Annotated in this window: 17 protein-coding genes; 13 read left to right on the top strand and 4 right to left on the bottom strand. The window is 56.8% G+C overall.

Features of this window, described 5'->3' with window-relative positions:
- The first annotated feature begins 748 nt into the window (after positions 1-748).
- The 5 genes from JG725_RS06485 (at position 749) to JG725_RS06465 (ending at position 6,859) form a co-directional block, all read left to right on the top strand.
- Positions 749-1,687, top strand: coding sequence for a sulfonate ABC transporter substrate-binding protein (locus JG725_RS06485; protein ID WP_199377274.1), 939 nt, complete (start codon positions 749-751; stop codon positions 1,685-1,687).
- A 48-nt stretch (positions 1,688-1,735) separates the two neighbouring features.
- Positions 1,736-2,521, top strand: coding sequence for an aliphatic sulfonate ABC transporter permease SsuC (gene ssuC / locus JG725_RS06480; protein ID WP_172289992.1), 786 nt, complete (start codon positions 1,736-1,738; stop codon positions 2,519-2,521).
- Positions 2,522-2,524: 3 nt separating this feature from the next.
- Complete coding sequence (gene ssuB, locus JG725_RS06475; protein WP_172289993.1) at positions 2,525-3,325, top strand: aliphatic sulfonates ABC transporter ATP-binding protein; 801 nt, start codon at positions 2,525-2,527, stop codon at positions 3,323-3,325.
- A gap of 40 nt (positions 3,326-3,365) precedes the next feature.
- On the top strand, positions 3,366-5,846 hold the full coding sequence (locus JG725_RS06470; protein WP_199377272.1) for a pyruvate formate lyase family protein: 2,481 nt from the start codon (positions 3,366-3,368) through the stop codon (positions 5,844-5,846).
- Positions 5,847-5,917: 71 nt separating this feature from the next.
- The gene (locus JG725_RS06465; RefSeq protein ID WP_199377271.1) at positions 5,918-6,859 is read left to right on the top strand and encodes a glycyl-radical enzyme activating protein; all 942 of its coding nucleotides are present in this window, start codon (positions 5,918-5,920) and stop codon (positions 6,857-6,859) included.
- Positions 6,860-6,941: 82 nt separating this feature from the next.
- On the opposite strand, the gene ssuE is transcribed toward JG725_RS06465, so the two are convergent.
- Both ssuE and JG725_RS06455 read right to left on the bottom strand, forming a co-directional pair.
- Positions 6,942-7,538: an NADPH-dependent FMN reductase gene (ssuE, locus tag JG725_RS06460; protein WP_199377269.1), complete on the bottom strand. Its 597-nt coding sequence runs from the start codon at positions 7,536-7,538 to the stop codon at positions 6,942-6,944.
- A 239-nt stretch (positions 7,539-7,777) separates the two neighbouring features.
- Positions 7,778-9,715 (bottom strand): sigma-54-dependent Fis family transcriptional regulator, encoded by a 1,938-nt coding sequence (locus JG725_RS06455; RefSeq protein ID WP_199377267.1) that lies wholly within the window; start codon positions 9,713-9,715, stop codon positions 7,778-7,780.
- Between the two features lie 274 nt (positions 9,716-9,989).
- On the opposite strand from JG725_RS06455, the gene ssuD reads away from it, so the two are divergent.
- From ssuD to iolE, 6 genes are all read left to right on the top strand, one after another.
- A complete protein-coding gene (ssuD, locus tag JG725_RS06450; protein ID WP_172289998.1) occupies positions 9,990-11,162 on the top strand; it encodes an FMNH2-dependent alkanesulfonate monooxygenase in 1,173 nt (390 codons plus the stop codon).
- A 25-nt stretch (positions 11,163-11,187) separates the two neighbouring features.
- On the top strand, positions 11,188-12,600 hold the full coding sequence (locus tag JG725_RS06445; protein ID WP_199377265.1) for an FAD/NAD(P)-binding protein: 1,413 nt from the start codon (positions 11,188-11,190) through the stop codon (positions 12,598-12,600).
- A gap of 71 nt (positions 12,601-12,671) precedes the next feature.
- Positions 12,672-14,090 (top strand): LLM class flavin-dependent oxidoreductase, encoded by a 1,419-nt coding sequence (locus tag JG725_RS06440; RefSeq protein ID WP_172290000.1) that lies wholly within the window; start codon positions 12,672-12,674, stop codon positions 14,088-14,090.
- 319 nt (positions 14,091-14,409) lie between these two features.
- Positions 14,410-15,864: an MFS transporter gene (locus JG725_RS06435; protein WP_199377263.1), complete on the top strand. Its 1,455-nt coding sequence runs from the start codon at positions 14,410-14,412 to the stop codon at positions 15,862-15,864.
- Positions 15,861-17,090, top strand: coding sequence for an acyl-CoA dehydrogenase family protein (locus JG725_RS06430; RefSeq protein ID WP_199377260.1), 1,230 nt, complete (start codon positions 15,861-15,863; stop codon positions 17,088-17,090). The genes JG725_RS06435 and JG725_RS06430 overlap by 4 nt, the downstream gene beginning before the upstream one ends.
- 344 nt (positions 17,091-17,434) lie before the next feature.
- Complete coding sequence (iolE, locus tag JG725_RS06425; RefSeq protein WP_199377257.1) at positions 17,435-18,325, top strand: myo-inosose-2 dehydratase; 891 nt, start codon at positions 17,435-17,437, stop codon at positions 18,323-18,325.
- Positions 18,326-18,441: 116 nt separating this feature from the next.
- On the opposite strand, the gene panB is transcribed toward iolE, so the two are convergent.
- On the bottom strand, positions 18,442-19,287 hold the full coding sequence (gene panB / locus JG725_RS06420; RefSeq protein WP_172290004.1) for a 3-methyl-2-oxobutanoate hydroxymethyltransferase: 846 nt from the start codon (positions 19,285-19,287) through the stop codon (positions 18,442-18,444).
- 32 nt (positions 19,288-19,319) lie between these two features.
- Positions 19,320-19,937: a LysE family translocator gene (locus tag JG725_RS06415; RefSeq protein WP_199377255.1), complete on the bottom strand. Its 618-nt coding sequence runs from the start codon at positions 19,935-19,937 to the stop codon at positions 19,320-19,322.
- A gap of 219 nt (positions 19,938-20,156) precedes the next feature.
- Between JG725_RS06415 and JG725_RS06410 the strand changes: the two genes are divergently transcribed.
- Both JG725_RS06410 and JG725_RS06405 read left to right on the top strand, forming a co-directional pair.
- Positions 20,157-20,612, top strand: a complete 456-nt coding sequence (locus JG725_RS06410) for an Lrp/AsnC family transcriptional regulator (protein WP_172290006.1) — start codon at positions 20,157-20,159, stop codon at positions 20,610-20,612.
- A 594-nt stretch (positions 20,613-21,206) separates the two neighbouring features.
- On the top strand, positions 21,207-22,014 hold an 808-nt coding region (locus tag JG725_RS06405; RefSeq protein WP_199377253.1), incomplete at its 3' end, for a Gfo/Idh/MocA family protein.

Below are 22,014 nucleotides of genomic sequence, written 5' to 3'. Positions count from 1 at the left end.
TTAAATATTTATCACCGTTGGTATTAACATTTTAGCTTTTTAATCGAAGTTGCTGATAACCCCACCCAGGGAGAAACCCGGCATTTTAATTTAATATGTTAGCTCCTCCCCCTGACAAGGGGAAGCCGGGAGGGCTGAGGAATCCCCACAAAAGTCCCTTGTTAATATTTTATATTTAACATACTGATATTAAATATATATTCAGTGCTTAAACCGTTCGCCCCACGGCGTAAGAAATTACGCTGAGGTGAACGACCCCGCGAATGAGCAGCATGGATACTGCTCAAGCCAGTGCCGCGTCGGGAACGCGTCACTGGCGGTTCGGAAAAGGGGGCGTCCGCCGAAGGTACCGCGTCAGCGGCGTGATTTCAGCCACAAGCCCGGGTCCGGAGGGGGGGGGGCGTTTGAACCACCCTGCGTCGGGCGCGTGCTACGACGTGGCATGAAAAAGCCTTTCTTTTCGCGCACGAAATAGCGCTGAACTTATATATATCGTTATCGGGAAATCATTGTGACTAAGAGACAACTGACAAGGGGGAGGCTGGGAGGGGGTAATTAACAGCAACGTCAAACGTTGTCATCAACCGCGTTAATAGAAAACGTATATTAATGGATGGGTGGAAAATATATTTCCCCTTAAATAACCCGTTAGATAAATAATCGATATCCTTATCAATAACTGATGTTTCATACTGCCGGTTGATAGGGCTAGGATGCACAATTATTGTCTCTATTCTACGGTGCATTTATGATCGGCTTCCTCCGTTATGGTCTTCTTTTCATTATTTCTATGGCATTTTCCGCCGCCGCTTGGTCAGAAGACGTTTTACGCATTGGCTATCAGAAATCCGCCACCACGCTGGTGTTGCTGAAGGGCGAAGGTGCGCTGGAAAAACGATTGCGTTCGCAAGGGGTTACGGTGAAGTGGACGGAGTTTCCCGGCGGCCCGCAATTGCTTGAAGGATTAAATGTCGGTTCCATCGATTTTGGCTTTACCGGGGAAACGCCGCCGGTATTTGCCCAAGCGGCCGGGGCCAGTCTGGTTTATGTCGCCAACGAACCGGCTTCTCCAGCGGCGGAAGCTATTCTGGTGCCTGAAAATTCCGTGCTGCGTTCGGTGGCGGAATTAAAAGGAAAGAAAGTGGCGTTAAATAAAGGTTCTAACGTTCACTATTTATTGGTGCGGGCGTTATACGAAGCCGGACTGAAATACAGCGACATTACCCCGGTGTATTTACCGCCGGCGGATGCCCGCGCGGCATTTGAAAATGGCAGCGTCGATGCCTGGGTTATCTGGGATCCTTTTAGCGCCGCCGCGGAAAAACAGATCCATGCCCGAGTGCTGCGGGACGGCCGCGGCATCGTCGATAATTATCAGTTTTATCTGGCGACCCGCGACTTCGCCGCCAAACACCCGCAGGTCATCAGCGCGCTGATCGAAGAAATCCGCCTCATCGGCAAGAAAGCCACGCAGGACCCGCAGGCGGTTACCCGTCAGGTCGCGCCGCTGCTGGGGTTGCCTGAGGATATCGCCCTGGTTGCCGTCGAGCGGCAGGGCTATGACGCGCAGTTTATTTCGCCGGAGGTGATAGCCGGCCAGCAGCGTATCGCCGATACCTTCACCGACCTGAAGCTGATTCCGCAAAAGCTGGATATCAAGCAGGCGGTGTGGGCTCAGCCTCAGTAATCCATCACTTACTACTCCGTCAACGCGTTTTATCAGGAGAAGAATTCGATGAATATCATAGTTAAACAGACGCTGACGCGGCTGATCCCCTGGCTGATACCGACGTTATTGATTATCGCCTGGCAAGGGGCGGTGACGGCCGGCTGGTTGTCCACCCGCATACTGCCGGCGCCGGGCGCGGTGCTTAAGGCGGGTTGGACGCTGGCCTATAGCGGCGAATTATGGCAACACCTGGCGATCAGCAGCTGGCGGGCGGCGGTGGGCTTCGGCATCGGCGGAAGCATCGGTTTGTTGCTGGGATTGATTACCGGGCTATCGCGCTTCGGCGCGCTGCTGATCGACAGCACGGTGCAGATGGTGCGCAACGTTCCGCATCTGGCGCTGATCCCGCTGGTTATTCTGTGGTTCGGGATTGATGAATCGGCCAAGATTTTCCTGGTGGCGCTGGGCACCTTCTTTCCTATCTATCTGAATACTTACCACGGGGTGCGCCAGGTCGATGCCGGGCTGGTGGAAATGGCGCGTAATTACGGGCTGTCCGGCTTTGCGCTGTTTCGTCAGGTTATTCTTCCCGGCGCGTTGTCTTCCATTTTGGTCGGCGTGCGTTTTGCGCTTGGCCTGATGTGGCTGACGCTGATTGTGGCGGAAACCATTTCCGCCAGCGCCGGGATCGGTTATCTGGCGATGAATGCCCGTGAATTTCTGCAAACCGATGTCGTGGTGATGGCCATTATCCTGTATGCCGTGCTTGGCAAATTGGCGGATATCGCCGCCCGCCTGCTGGAGCGAAGCTGGCTGCGTTGGCATCCTTCCTATCAATCAACCGGAGGTTGAGGCATGAGCGCCCGTATCTATTCCGTCAATCAGGGCATTTCGCTCGCCACGCAGCGGCTTGATAAGCATTTTAATCAGCGTTCGGTATTGCATAGCCTGGATTTGCAGATCCCCGCCGGGCAGTTTGTCGCGGTGGTCGGACGCAGCGGCTGCGGCAAAAGCACCTTGCTGCGTTTGTTCGCCGGCCTGGAAAAGCCCAACGGTGGGCAACTACTGTCGGGAAATCAGCCGCTGCATCAATTTCGTCAGGATATTCGGCTAATGTTTCAGGATGCCAGGCTGCTTCCCTGGAAGAAAGTGATTGAAAATGTGGGCATCGGCCTGACGGGGGACTGGAAAGCCGAAGCGCGGGAAGCGCTGGACGCGGTAGGGCTTGCCGGGCGGGAAAACGACTGGCCGGCGGCGTTATCCGGCGGGCAAAAGCAGCGCGTGGCGTTAGCCCGGGCGCTGATCCACCGTCCGCGCCTGCTGTTGCTTGATGAGCCGCTTGGCGCATTGGATGCGCTGACCCGCATTGAAATGCAACAGCTTATCGAGCGTTTATGGCTGGATCTGGGTTTTACCGTATTGCTGGTGACGCACGATGTCAGCGAGGCGGTTGGTATTGCCGATCGGGTGATTCTGATCGAACAGGGAACCATCGGTCTGGATTTGACTATCGATCTGCCTCGACCGCGGCCGAGGCAGCGGGGTTTGCCTCGTCTGGCGGCGCTGGAGCAGGAAGTGCTGGAACATATTTTTAACCGGCGTGAGGCGCATTCCGGGGAAAGCGCGGAGATCGACCGCCAACAGGTTAACGAATAAGCGCGTGGCCGGCTAACGCGCGTAAAGCGGAGAACGGGTAATGAGTCAGGAAGCACCGGTACTGAGTCCGCAGGAATCGCGTCTTTTACAATCCAGCGCGGCTCCACAGGCCAGACAACAGCGCAGGACAGATAAGATATTGACCGAAATCCAGCGGGGGAAACCCGGCATTGACGTGGAACGCGCCCGCTATTTCACCGCGTCGATGCGCGCCACGGAAGGACAATTATTGATCCTGCGCTGGGCGAAGGCGATGTATCACATTGCGCAGAACATCACGGTTTATATTGATGATGAACAGTTGATCGTCGGCCGGGCCGGTAAGCCGGGGCGTTATGGCATTCTTTATCCCGAGCTGGATGGCGATTTTCTTGATGCCGCCATCAGTCAGCTTCCTTCCCGGATGGCGTCGCCGTTTACCATTGATGAGCAGGACAGCGCGGTTATCCGTGAGGAGATTTCCCCATACTGGCAAGGTAAAACCTATCATGAGAGCCTGTCTCAGGCATTGCCGGAAGAGACGTTGCGCCTGACCTATGATCCCAAAGACCAGCAGACTTCCCGCTTTATCGTCAATGAAACCTCCTCTTTCCGCTCATCCATTCAATGGGTGCATGACTATGAAAAGGTATTGCAGCGGGGGTTTAAAGGTATCCGTCAGGACGCCGAGCAGCGGCTGGCGCAGTTGGATCCGTTTAATCCGCTTGATAGCGTGGAAAAAGCGCCGTTCTTACAGGCGATTATCATCGCCGCCGATGCGATCGTGCTGTGGGCGAAGCGTCATGCGCGGCTTGCCGGAGAACTGGCGCAGAAAGAAAATAATCTCCGGCGGCGGCAGGAACTGCTGGAGATTGCCGAGCGCTGCGAGCGGGTGCCGGAACACCCGGCGCGGGACTTTCGCGATGCCCTTCAGGCGCAGTGGTTTACCCAGCTCTTTTCCCGCCTGGAGCAGAAAACCGGCACCATTATTTCCAATGGCCGGATGGACCAGTATCTTTTCCCTTATTATCAGCGGGATATCGAGCAGGGCGTATTGAATGACGAGCAGGCGCTGGAGTGGTTGTCCTGCGTGTGGGTATCCATGGCGCAGTTCGTCGACTTATATATCTCACCGACCGGGGGCGCGTTTAACGAAGGCTATGCGCACTGGGAGGCGGTGACCATCGGCGGGCAGACGCCGGACGGTATGGATGCCACCAACGCGTTGTCGCACCTGTTTTTACGCTCCAAACGCGAGTTTCCTTTGCATTATCCCGATCTGGCCGCCCGTATTCACAATCGTACGCCGGCGCGTTTTCTTCACGATATCGCGGAGACGATTAAAGAGGGCACCGGCTTTCCTAAATTGATTAATGATGAGGAAGTCGTTCCCTTGCTGCTATCCAAGGGGGCCGAATTTTCCCAGGCCTATGACTATGCGGTTTCCGGCTGCGCCGAATGCCGGATGCCGAACCGCGATACTTATACCAGCCCCTGCGCCTATATCAATTTCCCGGCTGCGCTGGAAATGACGCTCTATAACGGGCGGATGAAACGCTACGGTTCAGAACGGCTCGGTCTGGAAACCGGCGACCCGCTGAATTTCGCCACATGGGAGGATTTTTGGCAGGCCTATATCCGGCAGCATATTAATTTTCTGCGCCACGCCTTTATCCAGCAAAAGATCATCATCGATTTACGGGCTAAGCATTTTGCCTGGCCGCTAGGCTCGGCCTTGCATGACTTAGCCATGGCGGCCTGCAAAGATATTCATCAGCCGACGATCGACGGCGGGATTGATTTAGGCTACTTCGAATTTATGGGCTACGGCACGGTGATTGATTCGCTGGCGGCGATTAAAAAACTGGTCTACGAAGAGCGGCGCGTTTCAATGTCTCAGTTGCTGGCGGCGTTGGAAAACGATTTTGAACATCATCAGGTGCTGCGCGCCCTGCTGATGAACGCGCCTAAATACGGCAACAACGATCCCTATGCCGATGATATCGGCAAAGCGTTGGATAAAGTGTGCCTGGAATTCACCCGTAAATATTCGCGAACGCTGGGCGTGCATCTGGACCTTCGGCTGGTGCCTTTCACTTCCCACGTGCCGTTCGGCAAAGTGGTGCATGCCACGCCAAACGGCCGTAAGGCCTGGATGCCGCTGTCGGATGGCTCATCGGCCTCTCAGGGATGCGATAGCAAAGGGCCGACGGCGGTGCTGCTGTCGAATTATCAGACCAAGAACTACCAGTTCCGCGAACGGGCGGCGCGATTGCTGAATATTAAATTCACGCCGTCGATTGTCGCGGGGGAGACGGGAACGCGCAAACTGTGCGATTTGATCCGAGCCTGGTGCGATCTGAAATTGTGGCACGTGCAGTTTAACGTCATTAACCGCGAAACGTTGCTGGCGGCCAAGGCCGATCCCGAACGTTACCGCGGGCTGATTGTGCGTATCGCCGGTTACAGCGCCTATTTCACCGATTTGTCGCCGGATTTACAGGATGACCTGATCGCCCGCACCGGGCATGAAATGTTTTAGACGGATGTCGTCATTGACGGATGTTCCGCTGCTGACGGTTAGTTACAGCCTCCGGTTACGGTAAACCTGCCATGTCGTTTTGCGCCGAACAGCCTACGGGCTGGGTATTTAATACTCAGCGTTACTCTCTGCATGACGGGGAGGGGATCCGCACGGTGGTATTTTTGAAAGGTTGCCCGCTGCGCTGCGCGTGGTGCAGTAACCCCGAATCCCAGATGGGCAAGCCGGAAATCGCCGTTGATGTCCGCAAATGTCTGGGCGGCGCGATCTGTGGGCTGTGCGCCCCCCAATGTCAGACGGCGGCGCTGGGTTATGCGCCGTCGGGAGAGATAAGTATTGACCGCCGCCGCTGCGCTCACTGTCTGCAATGCATCGCCAGTTGCCCGACGCGGGCTTTGCATTATTTTGGCGAACGGATGACGGTGGGGCAGGTGCTGGATATCGTGGAGTCCGACGCGATTTTTTATCGGCGCTCCGGCGGCGGGTTGACGTTGAGCGGTGGCGAACCCTTGATGCAAGGGGCGTTCGCGCTGGCGCTATTGCAGGAAGCAAAGAGAAGAAATATCAATACGCTGCTGGAAACCTGCGGCGACGGCAACTGGCCGGTTCTGCGCGAGGTCGCCGGCTACGCCGATGCCGTTTACTTTGATGTTAAAAGCCTGAGCGACATACGGCACCGCCGGTTTACCCGACGGGGCAATCGCCGCATTCTGACCAATTTATTGCGTTTACGCCGTGCGTTCCCCGGCTTGCCCATTCATGTTCGCACACCGCTGATTCCGGGGTTTAACGCCACCTGGGACGACATTAAACCGATTATCGACTTCATTCTTCCGCTGGCGCAGGTCAGCTATGAAATTCTGCCCTACCACCGTTTAGGCCGCGACAAATACCGGCTGCTAGGCCGGGACTATTTTCCGGCGGAGCAGCGACTGCCGCCCCAACTGACGAACGATATTATCCGCCAGGCAAAGGCGCGATGCGGTACACGTTATGGCGTATCAGGCGGGTAGCTGTCTTTGAGTCATATTTTCCCTCTCCCGTGTCACAGAGCTTTAACGGTTTTCTTGCAGCGGAGGAACAATTTGCGGTCGGCTACCGACTCATTGCCGACGGTTGTTGTTCGCCGGGCCTGATTCGTTGCCGGGAAAAGGCGTTAAAATAATTCTGTCGTTCCAGCGCGTGCGAAAAGTCGTTGAGCGCGTCTGTCAGGCGTGATTCAAGGGAGGGACTTAATTCCGGACGGTGATCGTAGTGGGTTATCTGGCTGTCCTGCGCGAAAACGCCGTGCAGGATTTCCTGGGCCTTCAGCGCATTAAGTACCGGTTTAAGCGCATAATCCAATGCCAGCATATGGTTGGAAGATCCGCCGCTCGCCACCGGTAGAATTACTTTATTTTCAAATGCGCGCTCCGGCAAAACATCGAGCAGGGTTTTCAGCGCGCCGGTAAAGGAGGCTTTATAGACCGGAGTACTGATGATCACCCCGTCGGCCTCGGTCAACTGATCGACAAAAACCTTCAGGCCGGGACTGTCGAATTTGGCGTATAACAGATCTTGCGGATCAAAATTAAATAAATTCCAGGGAATAACGTTAATCCCTTTTTTTTCCAGCCAATGTTGGGCATAGGTGAGAAGCGCGGTGGATCGGGATGGAAAACGCGGACTGCCGGCAAGGGTAATAACGTTCATTGTCTCTCCTAAAGATGTCATCCTGCTTAATATAAAAATCACTTAACGATGTGCCTATTAATGCGCGGGCGGATTGCCTCTTGTTGCTCGTTGCAAATGATTTACAGTTGGATAACTAATCTATTACCTGAACGACAACGGAAGAAATACGTTTTATGGCTGTGGATAGCTAAAAATCGGCAATAGCAATCCGTCGTCGCGTCCGGCAACGGTTATTGCGCTTGTGGTTATTTTCAGCCTTAGGTCATGACGGGCTGTGCCTGCTTATGGGTTTGCCAAATGGCGTCCCTGATATTAATGGCGCGAGGCAGCAATCCCAGGGCGAAGAAACGGTCGGCGATAATTTGCTGCTCGCGAATAACATGGCTATTCATCGCGGCGGGGGTGTTGCGGCGGCGGGAAAGGGCAAGTTCCAGCGTTGCGCGGGGCAAGCCCAACTCAGCCGACAGCAGCGCCGTGGCTTCGGCGCGCTGATGGTCGATGAAATTGCCGGTTTTCTGTAGCGCGCCGAACAACTGCCGCAAGATATCCTCCGACTGTTCCGCAAACCGGCGCCGAGCCAGATAGAACTGCTGGTTTTGCACCCGCTGGCGGCCGTCGGCAAGCACCCGGAGATCGCCGTTGCGTTCGGCATCGCTAAGCAGCGGATCCCACAAGAGCCAGGCGTCCACCGCCTGATAATCACTGGGGGCCAGCGGGTATTTCGGCGGCGCATAGACAATGCGCACATCCTGCAAGCTCAGTCCGTGTTCATCAAGTAGCTGAAGCAGCAGGTAATGTACATTGGAACCTTTGTTCACGGCGATACGCTTGCCCCGCAGTTCGGCGACGCCGGCGATCGGACTGTCGTGCAACACCAGCAACGCCACGCTCTGCGGCGCCGGTGGTTCGTAGGCCACATACACTAACGGACAGCCCTGGGCCTGGGCGAAAATCGGCGGAACTTCTCCCGTGGTGCCGAAATCGATTTCGTCGCTGTGCAGCGCATGCAGCAGTTGGGGACCTGCCGGGAATTCGCTCCATGATACGCTGACGCCTTGTCCGGCGAAGAGCGATTCCAGACTTTGCCGCGCCTTCAGCACCCCCAGATTACCGAACTTCTGATAGCCGATACGCAATTCCCGGTCGTGACGCGGGACGGGACAATCTTTATGCCAGCGTATGGCCGTCGCGGCGCTCTGTCGCGGCTTTATCAGGCCCAGGTGCGCCAACTGGGTACGCAGGCTATTGCGGCTGATCCCCAGCATGGCCGCGGTCTGTATCTGGTTGCGATGGCAGATTTCAAACGCATTGCGCACCAGCGACTGGGTAACGCGCTGGTATATCCGATCGCTATCGTTCTGCAAATGCTGGCGGATAATGCGATCCAGCGTCTCTGAATTCTGGGCGAATGGCGTTTCGGTTAATGCGCCGAGCCGCAGTTGCTGAGGATGGATCACCGGATCTTTGCTTAGCAGCACGGCGTTATGCAACGTATTTTCCAGCTCACGAATATTTCCCGGCCACGGGTAATCCATCAGCATCTGGTGGGCTTCCGGCGTCAACTGCAACTGTGGCCGCCCCAGACGACGGGCGTACAGCGACAGGAAATGTTCCGCCAGCAGTGGAATATCTTCCTGGCGTTGCCGCAGCGGCGGCAGGGCGACGGCCGCGACATTGAGACGATAGTAGAGATCTTCACGAAAGCGTTTTTCACGGATGGCGTGCGCCAGATCCACGTGGGTGGCGGCAATGACGCGCACGTTAACCTTGATTGGCTTACGCGAGCCGACCCGGGTGATCTCCCGCTCCTGCAACACCCGCAGCAGTTTAACCTGTAGCGACAGGCTTAGTTCGCCGATCTCATCGAGCAACAAGGTTCCTCCCTCGGCCGCTTCAAACCACCCCTGGTGGGTTTCGGTCGCACCGGTGAAAGCGCCTTTCTGATGGCCGAACAGTTCCGCTTCGGCCAGATTCTCCGTCAGCGCGCCGCAGTTGACGGCCAGAAAGGGTTGCTGACGCCGCGGGCTATGGTGATGCAGATAGCGTGCAACCACTTCTTTACCGGTGCCGGTTTCGCCGACAATCAACACCGTGGCGTCGGTGGGCGCCAGTTGATCCAGTACAGTCTGAAAAGCAATGGAGGCGGGATCGATCAATACCGGTTTATCTGAGGCGAAGGGGCGTCGGTTATGCATAAGTAGCTCCGTGGTTACAGCGGTGTGAAAATCCTATCTGAGTGATTGTCAAAGGGCGAGAGGGGGCGAGATGGGAGAAGCTGCAAATGCAGCAGACGCTATTGGCCAGCTGTTGCATTTGCAGCAGGAATTAAAGCGGCTTTAATTTATAAATAATTGATTTTTATCGTTTTTATTCAGTGTTTGTTTTGGCATGCATTGTGCTCGCATCGTTATAACGAAAGTGTGATTTTCTATCTATAAATAAGACATATCGTTATATGGGAAATGCATAATGAGCCAACCGGTGAAACAAAATATCAACGTTTTTTGGTTTTTACCCACCCACGGCGACGGCCGTTATCTCGGCACCGCTGAAGGGGGCCGTGCGGTGGATCTTCAGTATCTGCAACAGGTGGCGCTGGCCGCAGACAATCTCGGTTACTACGGCGTACTGATCCCGACGGGTAAAAGCTGCGAGGATTCATGGCTGATTGCCTCGGCGCTGGCGCCGATCACGCGTCGTCTGCGTTATCTGGTGGCGGTGCGTCCGGGGTTGCAACCGCCGACGCTGGCGGCGCGCATGGCCGCTACGCTGGATCGCTTATCCGAAGGTCGCCTGTTGATCAACGTGGTGACCGGCGGCGATCCGGTAGAAAACCGCGGGGACGGCATCTTTCTCAGCCACGCCGAACGCTACGAGGTGACGCAAGAGTTTCTCACCGTCTATTCACGTTTGCTCAAAGGAGAGAAGGTCGACTTCAAGGGAAAACATCTCCATGTCGAAGGGGCGGAAGTGCTGTTCCCGCCGGTACAGAAAAACGGTCCGCCGCTCTATTTCGGCGGCTCCTCGCCCGAAGCGATTGATGTGGCGGCCAGCCAGATCGACAGCTACCTGACCTGGGGAGAACCGCTTGAGCAGGTGGCGGAGAAACTGGCGCTGGTGCGCCGGCGGGCGCAGGAAGCAGGGCGGACGCTGAGTTACGGCATTCGTTTACATGTGATCGTCCGGGAAACCGAGGACGAGGCCTGGGCGGCGGCCGATCGCCTGATCGCCCATCTTGATGAAGACACCATCGCCAGCGCTCAGAAAATCTTTGCGCGCATGGATTCCACCGGGCAGCGGCGTATGAGCGCCCTGCACGGCGGCTCGCGCGACAGTTTGCGCATCGGCCCCAATCTGTGGGCCGGCGTAGGGCTGGTGCGCGGCGGCGCCGGAACCGCGCTGGTGGGGGATCCGCAACAGGTTGCCGAGCGCATCCGCGAGTATCAGGCGCTGGGGATTGAGAACTTTATTTTTTCCGGCTATCCGCACCTTGAAGAAGCCCATCGCTTCGCCGAACTGGTGATGCCGCTGTTGCCGGTATCGGAAGCGGCGGAACGCCAGGCGCGTCAGGTGAATACCGGGCCGTTTGGCGAAACCATCGGCGGAGATAAACGGCCGGTTAAACAGGTCAGCGCGAGCTGAGTACGTCGGCGTCACGGAGCAGAGTATGTCTAAACGGCAGGTAGTGATTATCGGCGGCGGCTTTAGCGGCGCGGCGGTGGCGATCCATCTGGCCCGCGCCGCGCGGCCGGAGCTGGAGATAACCGTGGTGGAGCCGCGCGCGCAGGTGGGGCAGGGCGTGGCCTATTCCACCATCGACGCGGCGCACCGTATTAATGTGCCGGCGGAAAAAATGGCGTTGTCGCCTGCGGAACAGGACAGTTTTGAACACTGGTTCGAGGCCGTCGGCGGGTTGCGCGACGACCCCGAAGCGCGCTGGCATGACGGTAAGATCTATCCGCGGCGCAACGCGTTCGGCCGCTATATGGCGGAAAAATTCGTCCAGGCGGCAAGCGGCAGAGCAGGTAATCTGCGCCATCTGCAAGACCGCGCCGTTGATTGGCGCAACGGCGTCGTCGTCACGGAAAAGGGCGTGCGCCTTAAGGCCGACGAGGTCGTGCTGGCCATCAGTCATCCACGGCCGTCGCTGCCGCGCCCGCTGGCGCAGAAATTGGCGAACCACCCCGGCCTGATCGCCGTTCCCTGGCGCAACGGGGCGCTGGATGGCGTCGCGGCGACGGATCGGGTGGCGATTATCGGCACCGGGCTAACCATGGCGGATATGGCGGCGTCGTTGCACTCGCGCGGCCACCGCGGTTCCATCGTGGCGTTTTCCCGTCACGGTCTGCTGTCCCGGCCCAATATCACCGAGGACTTCCCCGACTGGACGCCGGCGGCAGCGCCGACGCTGCCGAATACCCCGCGCGGCTGGCTGCGGCGCATCCGGCAGGATATCCGCCGGGCCGCGGCGCAGCGGCTTCCCTGGCAGAAGGTGCTGGATGAAATCCGCACCCACGGACAGCAGTTGTGGCAACAGTGGCCGCTCGTCGAGCAGCGGCGTTTTTTACGCCACCTGCGCGCCTACTGGGATGCGCACCGCTACCGTATCGCGCCGCAGGTCAGCGCGTTATTGGCGCAACAACAGGCTGCCGGCAGGCTGCGCGTGCTGGCAGCCCGCCTGCAACAGGCGGCGGCCGACAGCGACAATGTCATCGCCCTGACGCTGCGGCCCCGCGGCGGGCCGCTGGAAATGCTGTATGCCGATAAGTTGATCGTCACCACCGGCCCGGCTCACGGAACGCTGCTGGACAGCAATCCGCTGTTTCGGGCGCTGGCGCGACGCGGCGAACTGCGCGCCGATCCGCTCGGTTTGGGGTTGCTGGTGAATGAGGACAGTCAGGCGATTAACCAGCATGAGCGGGCGAATCCGCATTTGCTGGTCGCCGGCCCCGCGGCGCGAGGGCGCTTTGGCGAGTTGATCGGTTTCCCGCAGGTGGCCGACCATGCCGAGGCCATCGCTCAGCGGCTACTGGCTGCCGCCGCGTCCGCCGCGGCGCAACGATGTCCCGCCTCATCCTGAATCCATCTGCCTGAGTCAACCGCTAACAATACCCGGCCGGCGCGCCGTTTGGGTACACCGTGGAGAAAATTATGTCATCACAACGTGAAATTCGGCTTAACGCCTTTGATATGAACTGCGTCGGTCATCAGTCGCCCGGCTTGTGGGCGCACCCTCGCGACCGCGCATGGCAATACAAGGATCTGGAATACTGGACCGATCTGGCCCGTTTGCTGGAGCGGGGCAAGTTTGACGGCCTGTTCATTGCCGACGTTCTGGGCATTTACGATGTCTTGAACGGCAATGGCGACGCGGCGATCCGGCAGGCGGCGCAAGTACCGGTCAACGATCCGCTGGCGTTGATTACCCCGATGGCGTTGGTCACCGAGCATCTGGGTTTTGGGTTGACCGCCTCGCTGTCTTTTGAGCATCCGTATCCGTTTGCCCGCCGACTTTCCACGCTTGATCACCTCACCAAAGGGCGGGTCGGCTGGAATATCGTCACCTCTTATCTGGAAAGCGGCGCCCGCAATATCGGTCAGCAGACTCAGACCGACCACGATGCGCGTTACGACTATGCCGACGAGTATCTTGAGGTGGTGTACAAACTGCTGGAAGGCAGTTGGGAAGAGGGCGCGGTTCTGCGCGATCGTCAGCGGCGTATTTTCAGCGATCCGAGCAAAATTCATCCGATAAACCATCAGGGCCATTTTTTTCAGGTGCCCGGTATTCACTTGTGCGAGCCTTCGCCGCAGCGCACGCCGGTGCTGTATCAGGCCGGCGCTTCCAGCCGGGGCAAACAGTTCGCGGCGCAACATGCGGAGTGCGTGTTTGTCGCGTCGCCGTCCACCGTGTTGCTCAAGAAAACGGTGGCGGATATTCGCCGCCGCGCCGCCGAAGCCGGTCGGGATCCGTATGCGATTAAAATTTTCAACCTACAGACCGTTATCGTCGGGGAAACCGATAAAGATGCGCAGGACAAATGGCGGGAATATAAGTCCTGGGTGAGTTATGAAGGGGCGCTGGCGCTGCTTTCCGGCTGGACCGGGATTGATTTCGGCCAATACCGGCCGGATCAGGTGTTAAAGCACCTGCATACCAACGCCATTCAATCGGCGGTCGAAACCTTCTCCACCGCCGATCCCGACCGGCAGTGGACGGTGCAGGGACTGGCCGACTGGGTGGGGATCGGCGGTTTTGGGCCGCTGCTGGTCGGCAGCGCGGCGACGGTGGCCGACGAGTTGCAATCATGGGTGGAGGAAACCGACGTTGACGGTTTCAATCTGGCGTATGCGGTCACCCATGAAACCTTTACCGATGTGGTCGACCTGCTGATCCCGGAGTTGCAGCGCCGGGGCGTGTTCAAACGCGACTACGCGCCAGGCACCCTGCGTGAAAAATTGTTCGGACAAGGGCCGCGTCTGGCTGCGCCGCATCCGGGCGCCGGTTATCGGCGGGGGGCGCCGACGCGCGCGACCGAGGGCGAACGCGTGGGAGAGCAACTGCCATGATTTCTCTTTTCCATCAGGATAAACGCCATACCGGGGCTTATGGCGGGCGTATTACGCTGCCGGAACCGCGGGCGTTTATTTTCTTAGCATCCGATCGAAAACTATTCCCTCCATAATAAAAATAGGAATAGGTTATTTAAATAAAGGAAATAGGTTCCAGCGGAAAAGTATTTCCCTAATCCAGGGAATAAATATATCCGGCGTTAATGAATGCCGAATACGCCAGAACTGCGTATTAATCAACTTGAGATTAGATATTTCAATTGACCTTATAAATAGCGAGTCACCTGCATAAAATAACGTATATCAAGAGGGAATAATGAGTACATTAAATATCGATGATGAGTTTAACTCATCATTATCGGCGCCCGTTCGTTCGGCCGGTGATGTGGCGCGGTTAATCAATACCCGCACCGATAATAACAGCTATGCGCGAATGATCGTCTTTTTGGCATTGGGCGGGATATTTCTGGACGCCTACGATCTGACCACGCTTTCATACGGTATTGACGACGTGGTCAGGGAGTTTTCATTGACGCCGGTGGTCACCGGATTGGTGACCTCATCGATCATGATCGGCACCATTATCGGTAATTTGATCGGCGGCTGGTTAACCGATAAGTACGGGCGTTACTCGGTTTTTATGGCGGACATGCTGTTCTTCGTGGTGTCGGCGATCGCCGCGGGACTGGCGCCGAATGTCTGGGTATTGATCGGCGCGCGTTTCCTGATGGGCATCGGGGTCGGTATCGATCTGCCGGTGGCGATGGCCTATCTGGCGGAGTTTTCCAAATTTAGCGGCAAAGGCAACAAAGCCTCCCGTCTTGCCGCATGGTGCCCGATGTGGTACGCCGCCTCATCGATGTGTTTTCTGATTATCTTCGGCCTCTACTTCCTGCTGCCGGCGGAGCATATGGATTGGCTGTGGCGCGCGTCGCTGTTGTTCGGCGCCGTACCCGCGCTGTTGATTATTGCGGTGCGGCGGAAATTCATGAATGAATCCCCGCTGTGGGCCGCCAATCAGGGCGATTTGAAAAATGCGGTGCGTATCCTGCGTGATTCGTACGGTATTCAGGCGCACGAAGCGCCGCAGGAGCGACCCGAGGTCGAGAGGCCCAGGCCGCCGCAGCCCAGTTTCCGCGTGTTGTTCCAGAAACCCTATCGCGAGCGCACCATTGTGGCCGGGGTGATGAATGTGTGTATTTCTTTTGAATATACCGCCATCGCGTTCTTCCTGCCCTCCATTCTGGCGCAGTTTCTGGGCGCCGGGGTATTTGAAACCATCTCCGCCTCGTTGGGGCTAAACGCGCTGTTTGCCTTTACCGGCGGTCTGCTCGGCATGCGTCTGGCGTGGAAATACCCGTCGCGCCACGTGGCGATTGCCGGATTCGCCCTCCAGTTTATCGCGCTGATTGCGCTGGCGTTGATCGGTCAGCCACAGGCGACCCTCGGCGTCGTCATTGCCATCGCCATGCTGGGGCTGTGGCTGTTTGCGGAAGGTTTTGGCCCGGGGGCGCAACTGATGATTTATCCGGCGCTCTCTTATCCGACTTCCATTCGTGCGACCGGCGTGGGCTTTAGCCGTTCGCTGTCGGGGGTAGGCAGTGCGCTGGCGCTGTTTGTGTTGCCCATTCTACAGGCGCGATTCGGCACCGATATGTTCTGGCTGGTCTCCATCAGCGCCATTCTGCCGATTATTTTCCTGTTGGCGGTGCGCCATGAGCCGACGAAACAGGATATTGATGACGACAACGACGCAAGGAGTGAAGCATGAGCGCAACCCCTTTGATTGCAACAGGAACCGACTACGCGCGGCTGGCCGCGCGGTTTCGCCCGATTTTTGCCGACATTGCCGCCGGCGCCCTGGAGCGGGAGCGCACTCGCCAGCTTCCCTATGAACCGATCCGTTGGCTGAAAGAGTCGGGGTTTGGCACGGTGCGGCTTCCGAAGGAGAAAGGCGGGCATGGGGCGTCGCTGCCGCAGTTATTCCAACTGCTGATTGAACTGGCGGAAGCCGATCCCAATCTGCCCCAGGCGTGGCGCGCGCATCTGGCCTTCGTCGAAGATCGGCTGAACGCGCCGGATAGCCCCGAGCGCGAGCGCTGGTTTCAGCGTTTTGTCGCTGGAGAGATGGTGGGCAGCGGCTGGACTGAAATCGGCGCGGTTACGCTGGGCAAGGTCAACACCAAAGTGACCGCGACGAAGGACGGCTGGCTGTTGAACGGAGAGAAGTTCTACAGTACCGGTGCGCTGTTCGCCGACTGGATTGACGTCTATGCCGAACGCGCCGACAACGGCGGTGCGGCGATCGCCATCGTCAGCACCCGGCAGGAGGGGGTGCAGCGCGATGACGACTGGGATGGTTTCGGTCAGCGGCTAACCGGCAGCGGCACCACCCGCTTTTATCAGGCGCACGTCGAGGCGCAACATGTCTATGATTTTTCCGATCGCTTTCGCTACCAGACGGCGTTTTACCAGCATGTGCTGCTGGCGGCGCTGGCGGGTATCGGCAGGGCCGTCACCCGGGATGCGTCGCAGGGCGTGCGGCAGCGCACGCGAATCTACAGCCACGGGAACGGCGATCGGGTGAAAGACGACGTACAGGTGCAACAGGTGGTCGGGCAGATTGCCGCCTGGTCCTATGCCGTCGAAGCCACGGTGCTCGACGCGACCGTGTCGCTACAGCGCGCCTATGAAGCGCATTTCTCCGGTGACGACGCTGCGGAACTGGAGGCGAATATCGCGGCCGAAGTCGATGCGGCAAAGGCCCAGGCCATTGCCGTCGAACTGGTTCCCCGTGCGGCCACCGCGCTGTTTGATGCGCTGGGCGCATCGGATACCCGGGTGAGCAAGGCATTGGATCGTCATTGGCGCAACGCGCGCACGCTGGCCTCGCACAATCCGGTTATTTATAAGATCCGAAATATCGGTGCCTGGGAAATCAACGGCACGCCGCCCACCTTCATCTGGCAGATTGGCAACAGCCAGCGCGCGGAATAACGCGCGCCCGGCGTCCCTGTAGTCAGGGGCGTCGGGGTTTATAACATAAGCGTGCCAGCTCTGGCCGTCTCCTTACAGTCGTCGCTGTCGCGACGTCAAAAACTTCTCCCGGAAGTTTTTTGTGGCGGTTTCCCGTATTACGCCATCTTGCCGTGCATTCGACATGTGATTGTGATTGCAAAAATAGCGGTATTTGTCATGAAAATGTTAACCGGTACGCAAAAATATCATTCCTACTTTCTCTGTAATTGAAATAAATGTTTTATTTATTTTGGCTTCAGAACTTCATTATGCGTGCTGAGCGCGGGTTCGCTCGGTTAAAAATATGATTAAGGGAAACGAGTATGGCCGTTCAACTTGGTATTAATCCGCTCACCTGGACGAATGACGATCTGCCATCGCTTGGCGCCGAAACATCGTTGGAAACCTGCCTGAAAGAAGGTAAACAGGCGGGATTCGCCGGTTTTGAGTTGGGAAATAAATTTCCCCGTCAGTCCGCCGTGTTAGGGCCGATTTTGCAAGCGCACGATCTTCGTCTGGTATCGGGATGGTATTCCGGACAGTTGCTCACGCGTTCGGTGGAAGAGGAGATCGACGCGGTACAGGATCATCTCACCCTGCTGCGCGATCTGGGCGCCGACGTGATGGTATTTGCCGAGGTCACCGGCGCCGTGCATGGCGACCGGGAAAAGCCCGTGCATCTGCGTCCGCAATTTCCTGCCGAACGCTGGCGGGAATACGGCGAGAAGCTCACTGAGTTTGCCCGTTATACGCAACGTCAGGGTGTTCGGATTGCCTATCATCACCATATGGGAACGGTAATTGAAAGTGCGCAGGATGTGGACAACCTGATGGAGCATACCGGGCCGGAAGTCGGTTTGCTGCTGGATACCGGGCATCTGACCTTTGCCGGCGCCGATCCGGCGGCGGTTGCCGAACGCTGGATAGGACGCATTAATCACGTCCACTGCAAAGACATTCGCGCCGAGGTGCTGCGGGAAGTCAAAAGCCGTAAAACCAGCTTCCTGGATGCGGTACTCAGCGGCGTATTTACCGTGCCGGACGACGGCTGTGTCGATTATCCGTCGGTTTTCAGCATCCTGAAAGCGCACAATTATCAGGGATGGCTGGTGGTGGAAGCCGAGCAGGATCCCGCCGTGGCACATCCGCTGACTTATGCCACGTTGGGTTATAACAACTTGCAGCGTCTGGCTTATCAGGCCGGACTGATTTAACGATTCTCGGTCGGACACCCGCATTTTGCGGGTGTCCTGCCTGGGCGGAGGGCGATAACGCCATGGTTATCAGGTTATTACACCCCGGTTGATCCGGGTTGAGCGCCATACCCGGATTAGAACGTATGCTCGGGACCGGGAAAGGTTCCTGCTTCAACATCGGCGGCATATTCTTGCGCCGCCTTATGGAGCAAGGTGTTCATGTCGGCATATTGCTTAACGAAGCGCGGCAGGCGTCCGGTTCGCAGACCGGCCATGTCTTGCCAGACCAGCACCTGAGCGTCGCATTGATTGCCTGCGCCGATACCCACGGTGGGGATGGAGACGGCGGCGGTGATCTCCGCGGCGACGTCGCCGGGCACCATCTCGATGAGCAAGCCGAAAGCGCCGGCGGCTTCAAAGGCCCGGGCGGCATCGATAAGACGCTGGGCATCTTCGCCTTTCCCCTGAATACGGTAGCCGCCAAGTTGATGCTCCGCCTGTGGGGTAAAGCCGATATGCGCCATGACGGGGATACCGGAATGGGCAAGTTTTTCGACCTGCGGCAGCATTTCTATGCCGCCTTCGAGTTTGACGGCGTGGGCGCCGCCTTCCTTCATGAAACGCACCGCGGTGTGAAAACACTGCTCCGGGGATGCCTGATAGGAGCCGAAAGGAAGGTCGGCAATCACCAGCGGCCTACGGGTAGAGCGGCTCACGGCGCGCACCAACGGGATAAGCTCGTCTACCGTTATCGGCAGCGAGCTGTCATTTCCGTAGACATTGTTGGAAGCGGAATCGCCGATCAACAGCACCGGGATCCCCGCGCTTTCAAAAATTGCCGCCGTGTACATGTCATAAGCGGTGAGCATCGCCCATTTCTGTCCCCGGGCCTTCATCTGCTGAAGGTGTGGGATACGTACACGTGACCCGGTAATGCCGGAGGGTGAGCCGTTTCCATACGGGGAAGATTGTTCACTCATCGTGTTTTCCTCAAAAATATAAGAGATTTTCCTTAGATGATAACCTGTTCGGCAATCAGGAGCACGGCGATGATTATCATGGCAGTAGCGGAAATCCTGCTGACGCTCCGTGCCGCCTGCGGACGTGTCTGTAACACGGTCTGCGAACACAAGCCGACAAACAGGTAGACTACGCCACAACTGAAGACATGAATCAACCCCAGCGCGATGATCTGTGCCGGAACCGACCAAGCGGCGGCGGGATCGGTGAACTGTGGCAACAAAGCCAGGAATAGCAGGAAAACTTTGGGGTTCAGGCCGCTGACGCACGCGCCTTTGACGGCCCAGCGCGTCCATGAACCGGAGTCCTGTATATGGCCCGCGCCGGGAACAGGGGGATGGATAAGCATATTGACGCCAAGCCAGAGTAAATAGGCCGATCCGGTGAAAGTGAGCACGGTGAGGGCGATGGGGTTGTCGGCGACGATTGCCCCCACGCCGGCGGCGACGATCAGGGTGGCCGTCAGATGACCGAATAACAGCCCGGTCACCGCAGGCATTACGACGCGCCCGCGCATGCCGGCCGAAATCATGTAGGCCCAGTCTACTCCGGGGGTAATGATAAACAGAATGGATACTGCCCAGAATGCCGCAATGATACTGAACGTCATGACGGTTTCACACTCTCGCGGGCCGGCTTGGCGAACGGTTGATTCACCGGTATTGTCATTTTTTCTCCTTGATTGCTGTTCTGGCAGGACTCACGCCATTTCGTCCCGGATTTGGCTGAGTCCGCTGCTGTTCAATGCATGGAAAGAATATCCTTAGCTTGTTAGAATGTGCTGCCAATTATTTGCGCTATTCGCGTAATAAAAGGAAATATCTTCCATATGGATAAGATAGATCGAAGAATTCTTGCTGAACTCCAGTCGGACGGGCGTCTGTCTGTCACTGAACTCGCTGGGCGGGTCGGACTCAGTCTCTCTCCCTGTCACCGTCGGGTGCGCGCGCTGGAGCAGTCCGGCGTTATCAGGGGATATCGTGCTCAGCTCGAACCCTGCAACCTTGGGCTTAATTTTTCCGCCATTGTTTTTGTTACCCTGAAAGAAGGCGATCGCCACGCCGTAGACGCTTTCGAATCGGCTATCGTGGAGATCCCGCAGGTTATTCAGGGCCAGCGGCTTTTTGGCGATCCTGACTATATCCTCCATGTTATTACCCGGGATTTGCCCGCTTTCCAGCAATGCTATGACGATAAGTTGTCCACTCTGCCCGGGGTCAGGCGCCTCACCTCCACTCTGGTGATGAAAGACGTTGTGCAAAATCGCCTGCTTCCGCTGGCATGAAGCGGGGATGGGAAGGCAATGTTTAACGGCCATAGGCAGACGAATATAAAGCGTTCGGATGCTCAGAAACCTTTCTTTGAGTATGGTTAATAATATTTAATATTTTTTGATTTACATTGTCTGGCAACGAATTTTCCGGCTGGCGGGAGTTGTTATGTTTTTGTAAAAAACAAGCTTGCTTAAATCAAAGAAAGTGTCTGGTGTTTCAGTGAGTTAATCTCAACCTGCACTTGAAATTTCGATACCCTTAATGCTTTGCCGAGAGGCGGCCATCAGCCTTATATCATTACTTGCGTCACGCTTTTCCCATTAAATTATTCTTATTGATCCTTCCGCGTCTGCGGTTTTTTCAGAGCTGATTTCCGAAAATATTTAATCTCTTCACGGTATGACGGCGGCGGATTGCAATCGGGTGCATTTTGTTGAAATTTTGTGATCAGCTACGTCAATTTTGCATCCTGACGATTGACTTCAATCCCGCCTTCTATCAAAAGTGCAGGCGTGGTTATCAATCAACTTTACTTCATAACTCTGTCACGGTCTGTTGTCTAAATTTTTTGCACCCGGGTGCAAAAGCCTCTAAGGAGCCTGAAAATGATTAATGGTGAAAGAAAAATACCTCGTCCGTTACGCTGGGCAATGATTGGCGGCGGCCGGCTAAGTCAGGTTGGCTATAAACATCGCAGCGGCGCCCTGCGGGATAACACCGCTTATCAACTGGTCGCCAGCGCATTTGATATTGACGCCGAGCGGGGACGGGATTTCGGCGTCAATCTGGGTATAGCGGCGGAGCGCTGTTATGACAATTACCGCCAACTGCTGGAAGAGGAAGCGAAGCGCGAGGATGGCGTGGAAGTGGTGAGCATTGCCACGCCTAACGGCACGCACTATGAAATCACTCGCGCGGCGTTGAATGCCGGTATTCATGTCATTTGCGAAAAACCGCTGTTTTTCACCACCGCAGAGGCTAGAGAAATTAAGGCGCTGGCTGAAGAGAAAGGGCTGATTGTCGGCGTTACTTACGGCTTTTCCGGTCATCCTTTGCTGATGCAGATGCGCGCCATGATCGCCAAAGGCGAAATTGGCGAAGTGAGAATGGTGGAGTTGCAATATACGCACGGCTTCAGTTCCGACGCGGCGGCGGAGAAGGGCAACGATGCGGCGAAATGGCGTGTTGACCCCAAGATCTCCGGGCCGAGCTTTGTGTTGGGCGATATTTCCACTCACACCTATTACATCTCTCAACTGGTGATGCCGGACTTGCATATCAAGGAGCTGCTGTGCGATCGCCAAAGCTTCATCCCCTCGCGAGCGCCGCTGGAAGACAATGCGATGGTTCTGATGCACTACCACGGCGGCGCCGTGGGCAGGATGTGGGCATCGGCAGTGAACGCCGGCTCCA

It is taken from the genome of Brenneria sp. L3-3C-1, assembly GCF_016456245.1.
GTDB lineage: Bacteria > Pseudomonadota > Gammaproteobacteria > Enterobacterales > Enterobacteriaceae > Brenneria.
This window is presented reverse-complemented; position numbering and strand designations above follow the sequence as displayed.

Excerpts from the sequence above, each read along its gene's own strand:
- JG725_RS06485 (WP_199377274.1), top strand. The coding sequence starts at position 749 with ATGATCGGCTTCCTCCGTTATGGTCTTCTTTTCATTATTTCTATGGCA.
- ssuC (WP_172289992.1), top strand. The coding sequence starts at position 1,736 with ATGAATATCATAGTTAAACAGACGCTGACGCGGCTGATCCCCTGGCTG.
- ssuB (WP_172289993.1), top strand. The coding sequence starts at position 2,525 with ATGAGCGCCCGTATCTATTCCGTCAATCAGGGCATTTCGCTCGCCACG.
- JG725_RS06470 (WP_199377272.1), top strand. The coding sequence starts at position 3,366 with ATGAGTCAGGAAGCACCGGTACTGAGTCCGCAGGAATCGCGTCTTTTA.
- JG725_RS06465 (WP_199377271.1), top strand. The coding sequence starts at position 5,918 with ATGTCGTTTTGCGCCGAACAGCCTACGGGCTGGGTATTTAATACTCAG.
- ssuE (WP_199377269.1), bottom strand. The coding sequence starts at position 7,538 with ATGAACGTTATTACCCTTGCCGGCAGTCCGCGTTTTCCATCCCGATCC.
- JG725_RS06455 (WP_199377267.1), bottom strand. The coding sequence starts at position 9,715 with ATGCATAACCGACGCCCCTTCGCCTCAGATAAACCGGTATTGATCGAT.
- ssuD (WP_172289998.1), top strand. The coding sequence starts at position 9,990 with ATGAGCCAACCGGTGAAACAAAATATCAACGTTTTTTGGTTTTTACCC.
- JG725_RS06445 (WP_199377265.1), top strand. The coding sequence starts at position 11,188 with ATGTCTAAACGGCAGGTAGTGATTATCGGCGGCGGCTTTAGCGGCGCG.
- JG725_RS06440 (WP_172290000.1), top strand. The coding sequence starts at position 12,672 with ATGTCATCACAACGTGAAATTCGGCTTAACGCCTTTGATATGAACTGC.
- JG725_RS06435 (WP_199377263.1), top strand. The coding sequence starts at position 14,410 with ATGAGTACATTAAATATCGATGATGAGTTTAACTCATCATTATCGGCG.
- JG725_RS06430 (WP_199377260.1), top strand. The coding sequence starts at position 15,861 with ATGAGCGCAACCCCTTTGATTGCAACAGGAACCGACTACGCGCGGCTG.
- iolE (WP_199377257.1), top strand. The coding sequence starts at position 17,435 with ATGGCCGTTCAACTTGGTATTAATCCGCTCACCTGGACGAATGACGAT.
- panB (WP_172290004.1), bottom strand. The coding sequence starts at position 19,287 with ATGAGTGAACAATCTTCCCCGTATGGAAACGGCTCACCCTCCGGCATT.
- JG725_RS06415 (WP_199377255.1), bottom strand. The coding sequence starts at position 19,937 with ATGACGTTCAGTATCATTGCGGCATTCTGGGCAGTATCCATTCTGTTT.
- JG725_RS06410 (WP_172290006.1), top strand. The coding sequence starts at position 20,157 with ATGGATAAGATAGATCGAAGAATTCTTGCTGAACTCCAGTCGGACGGG.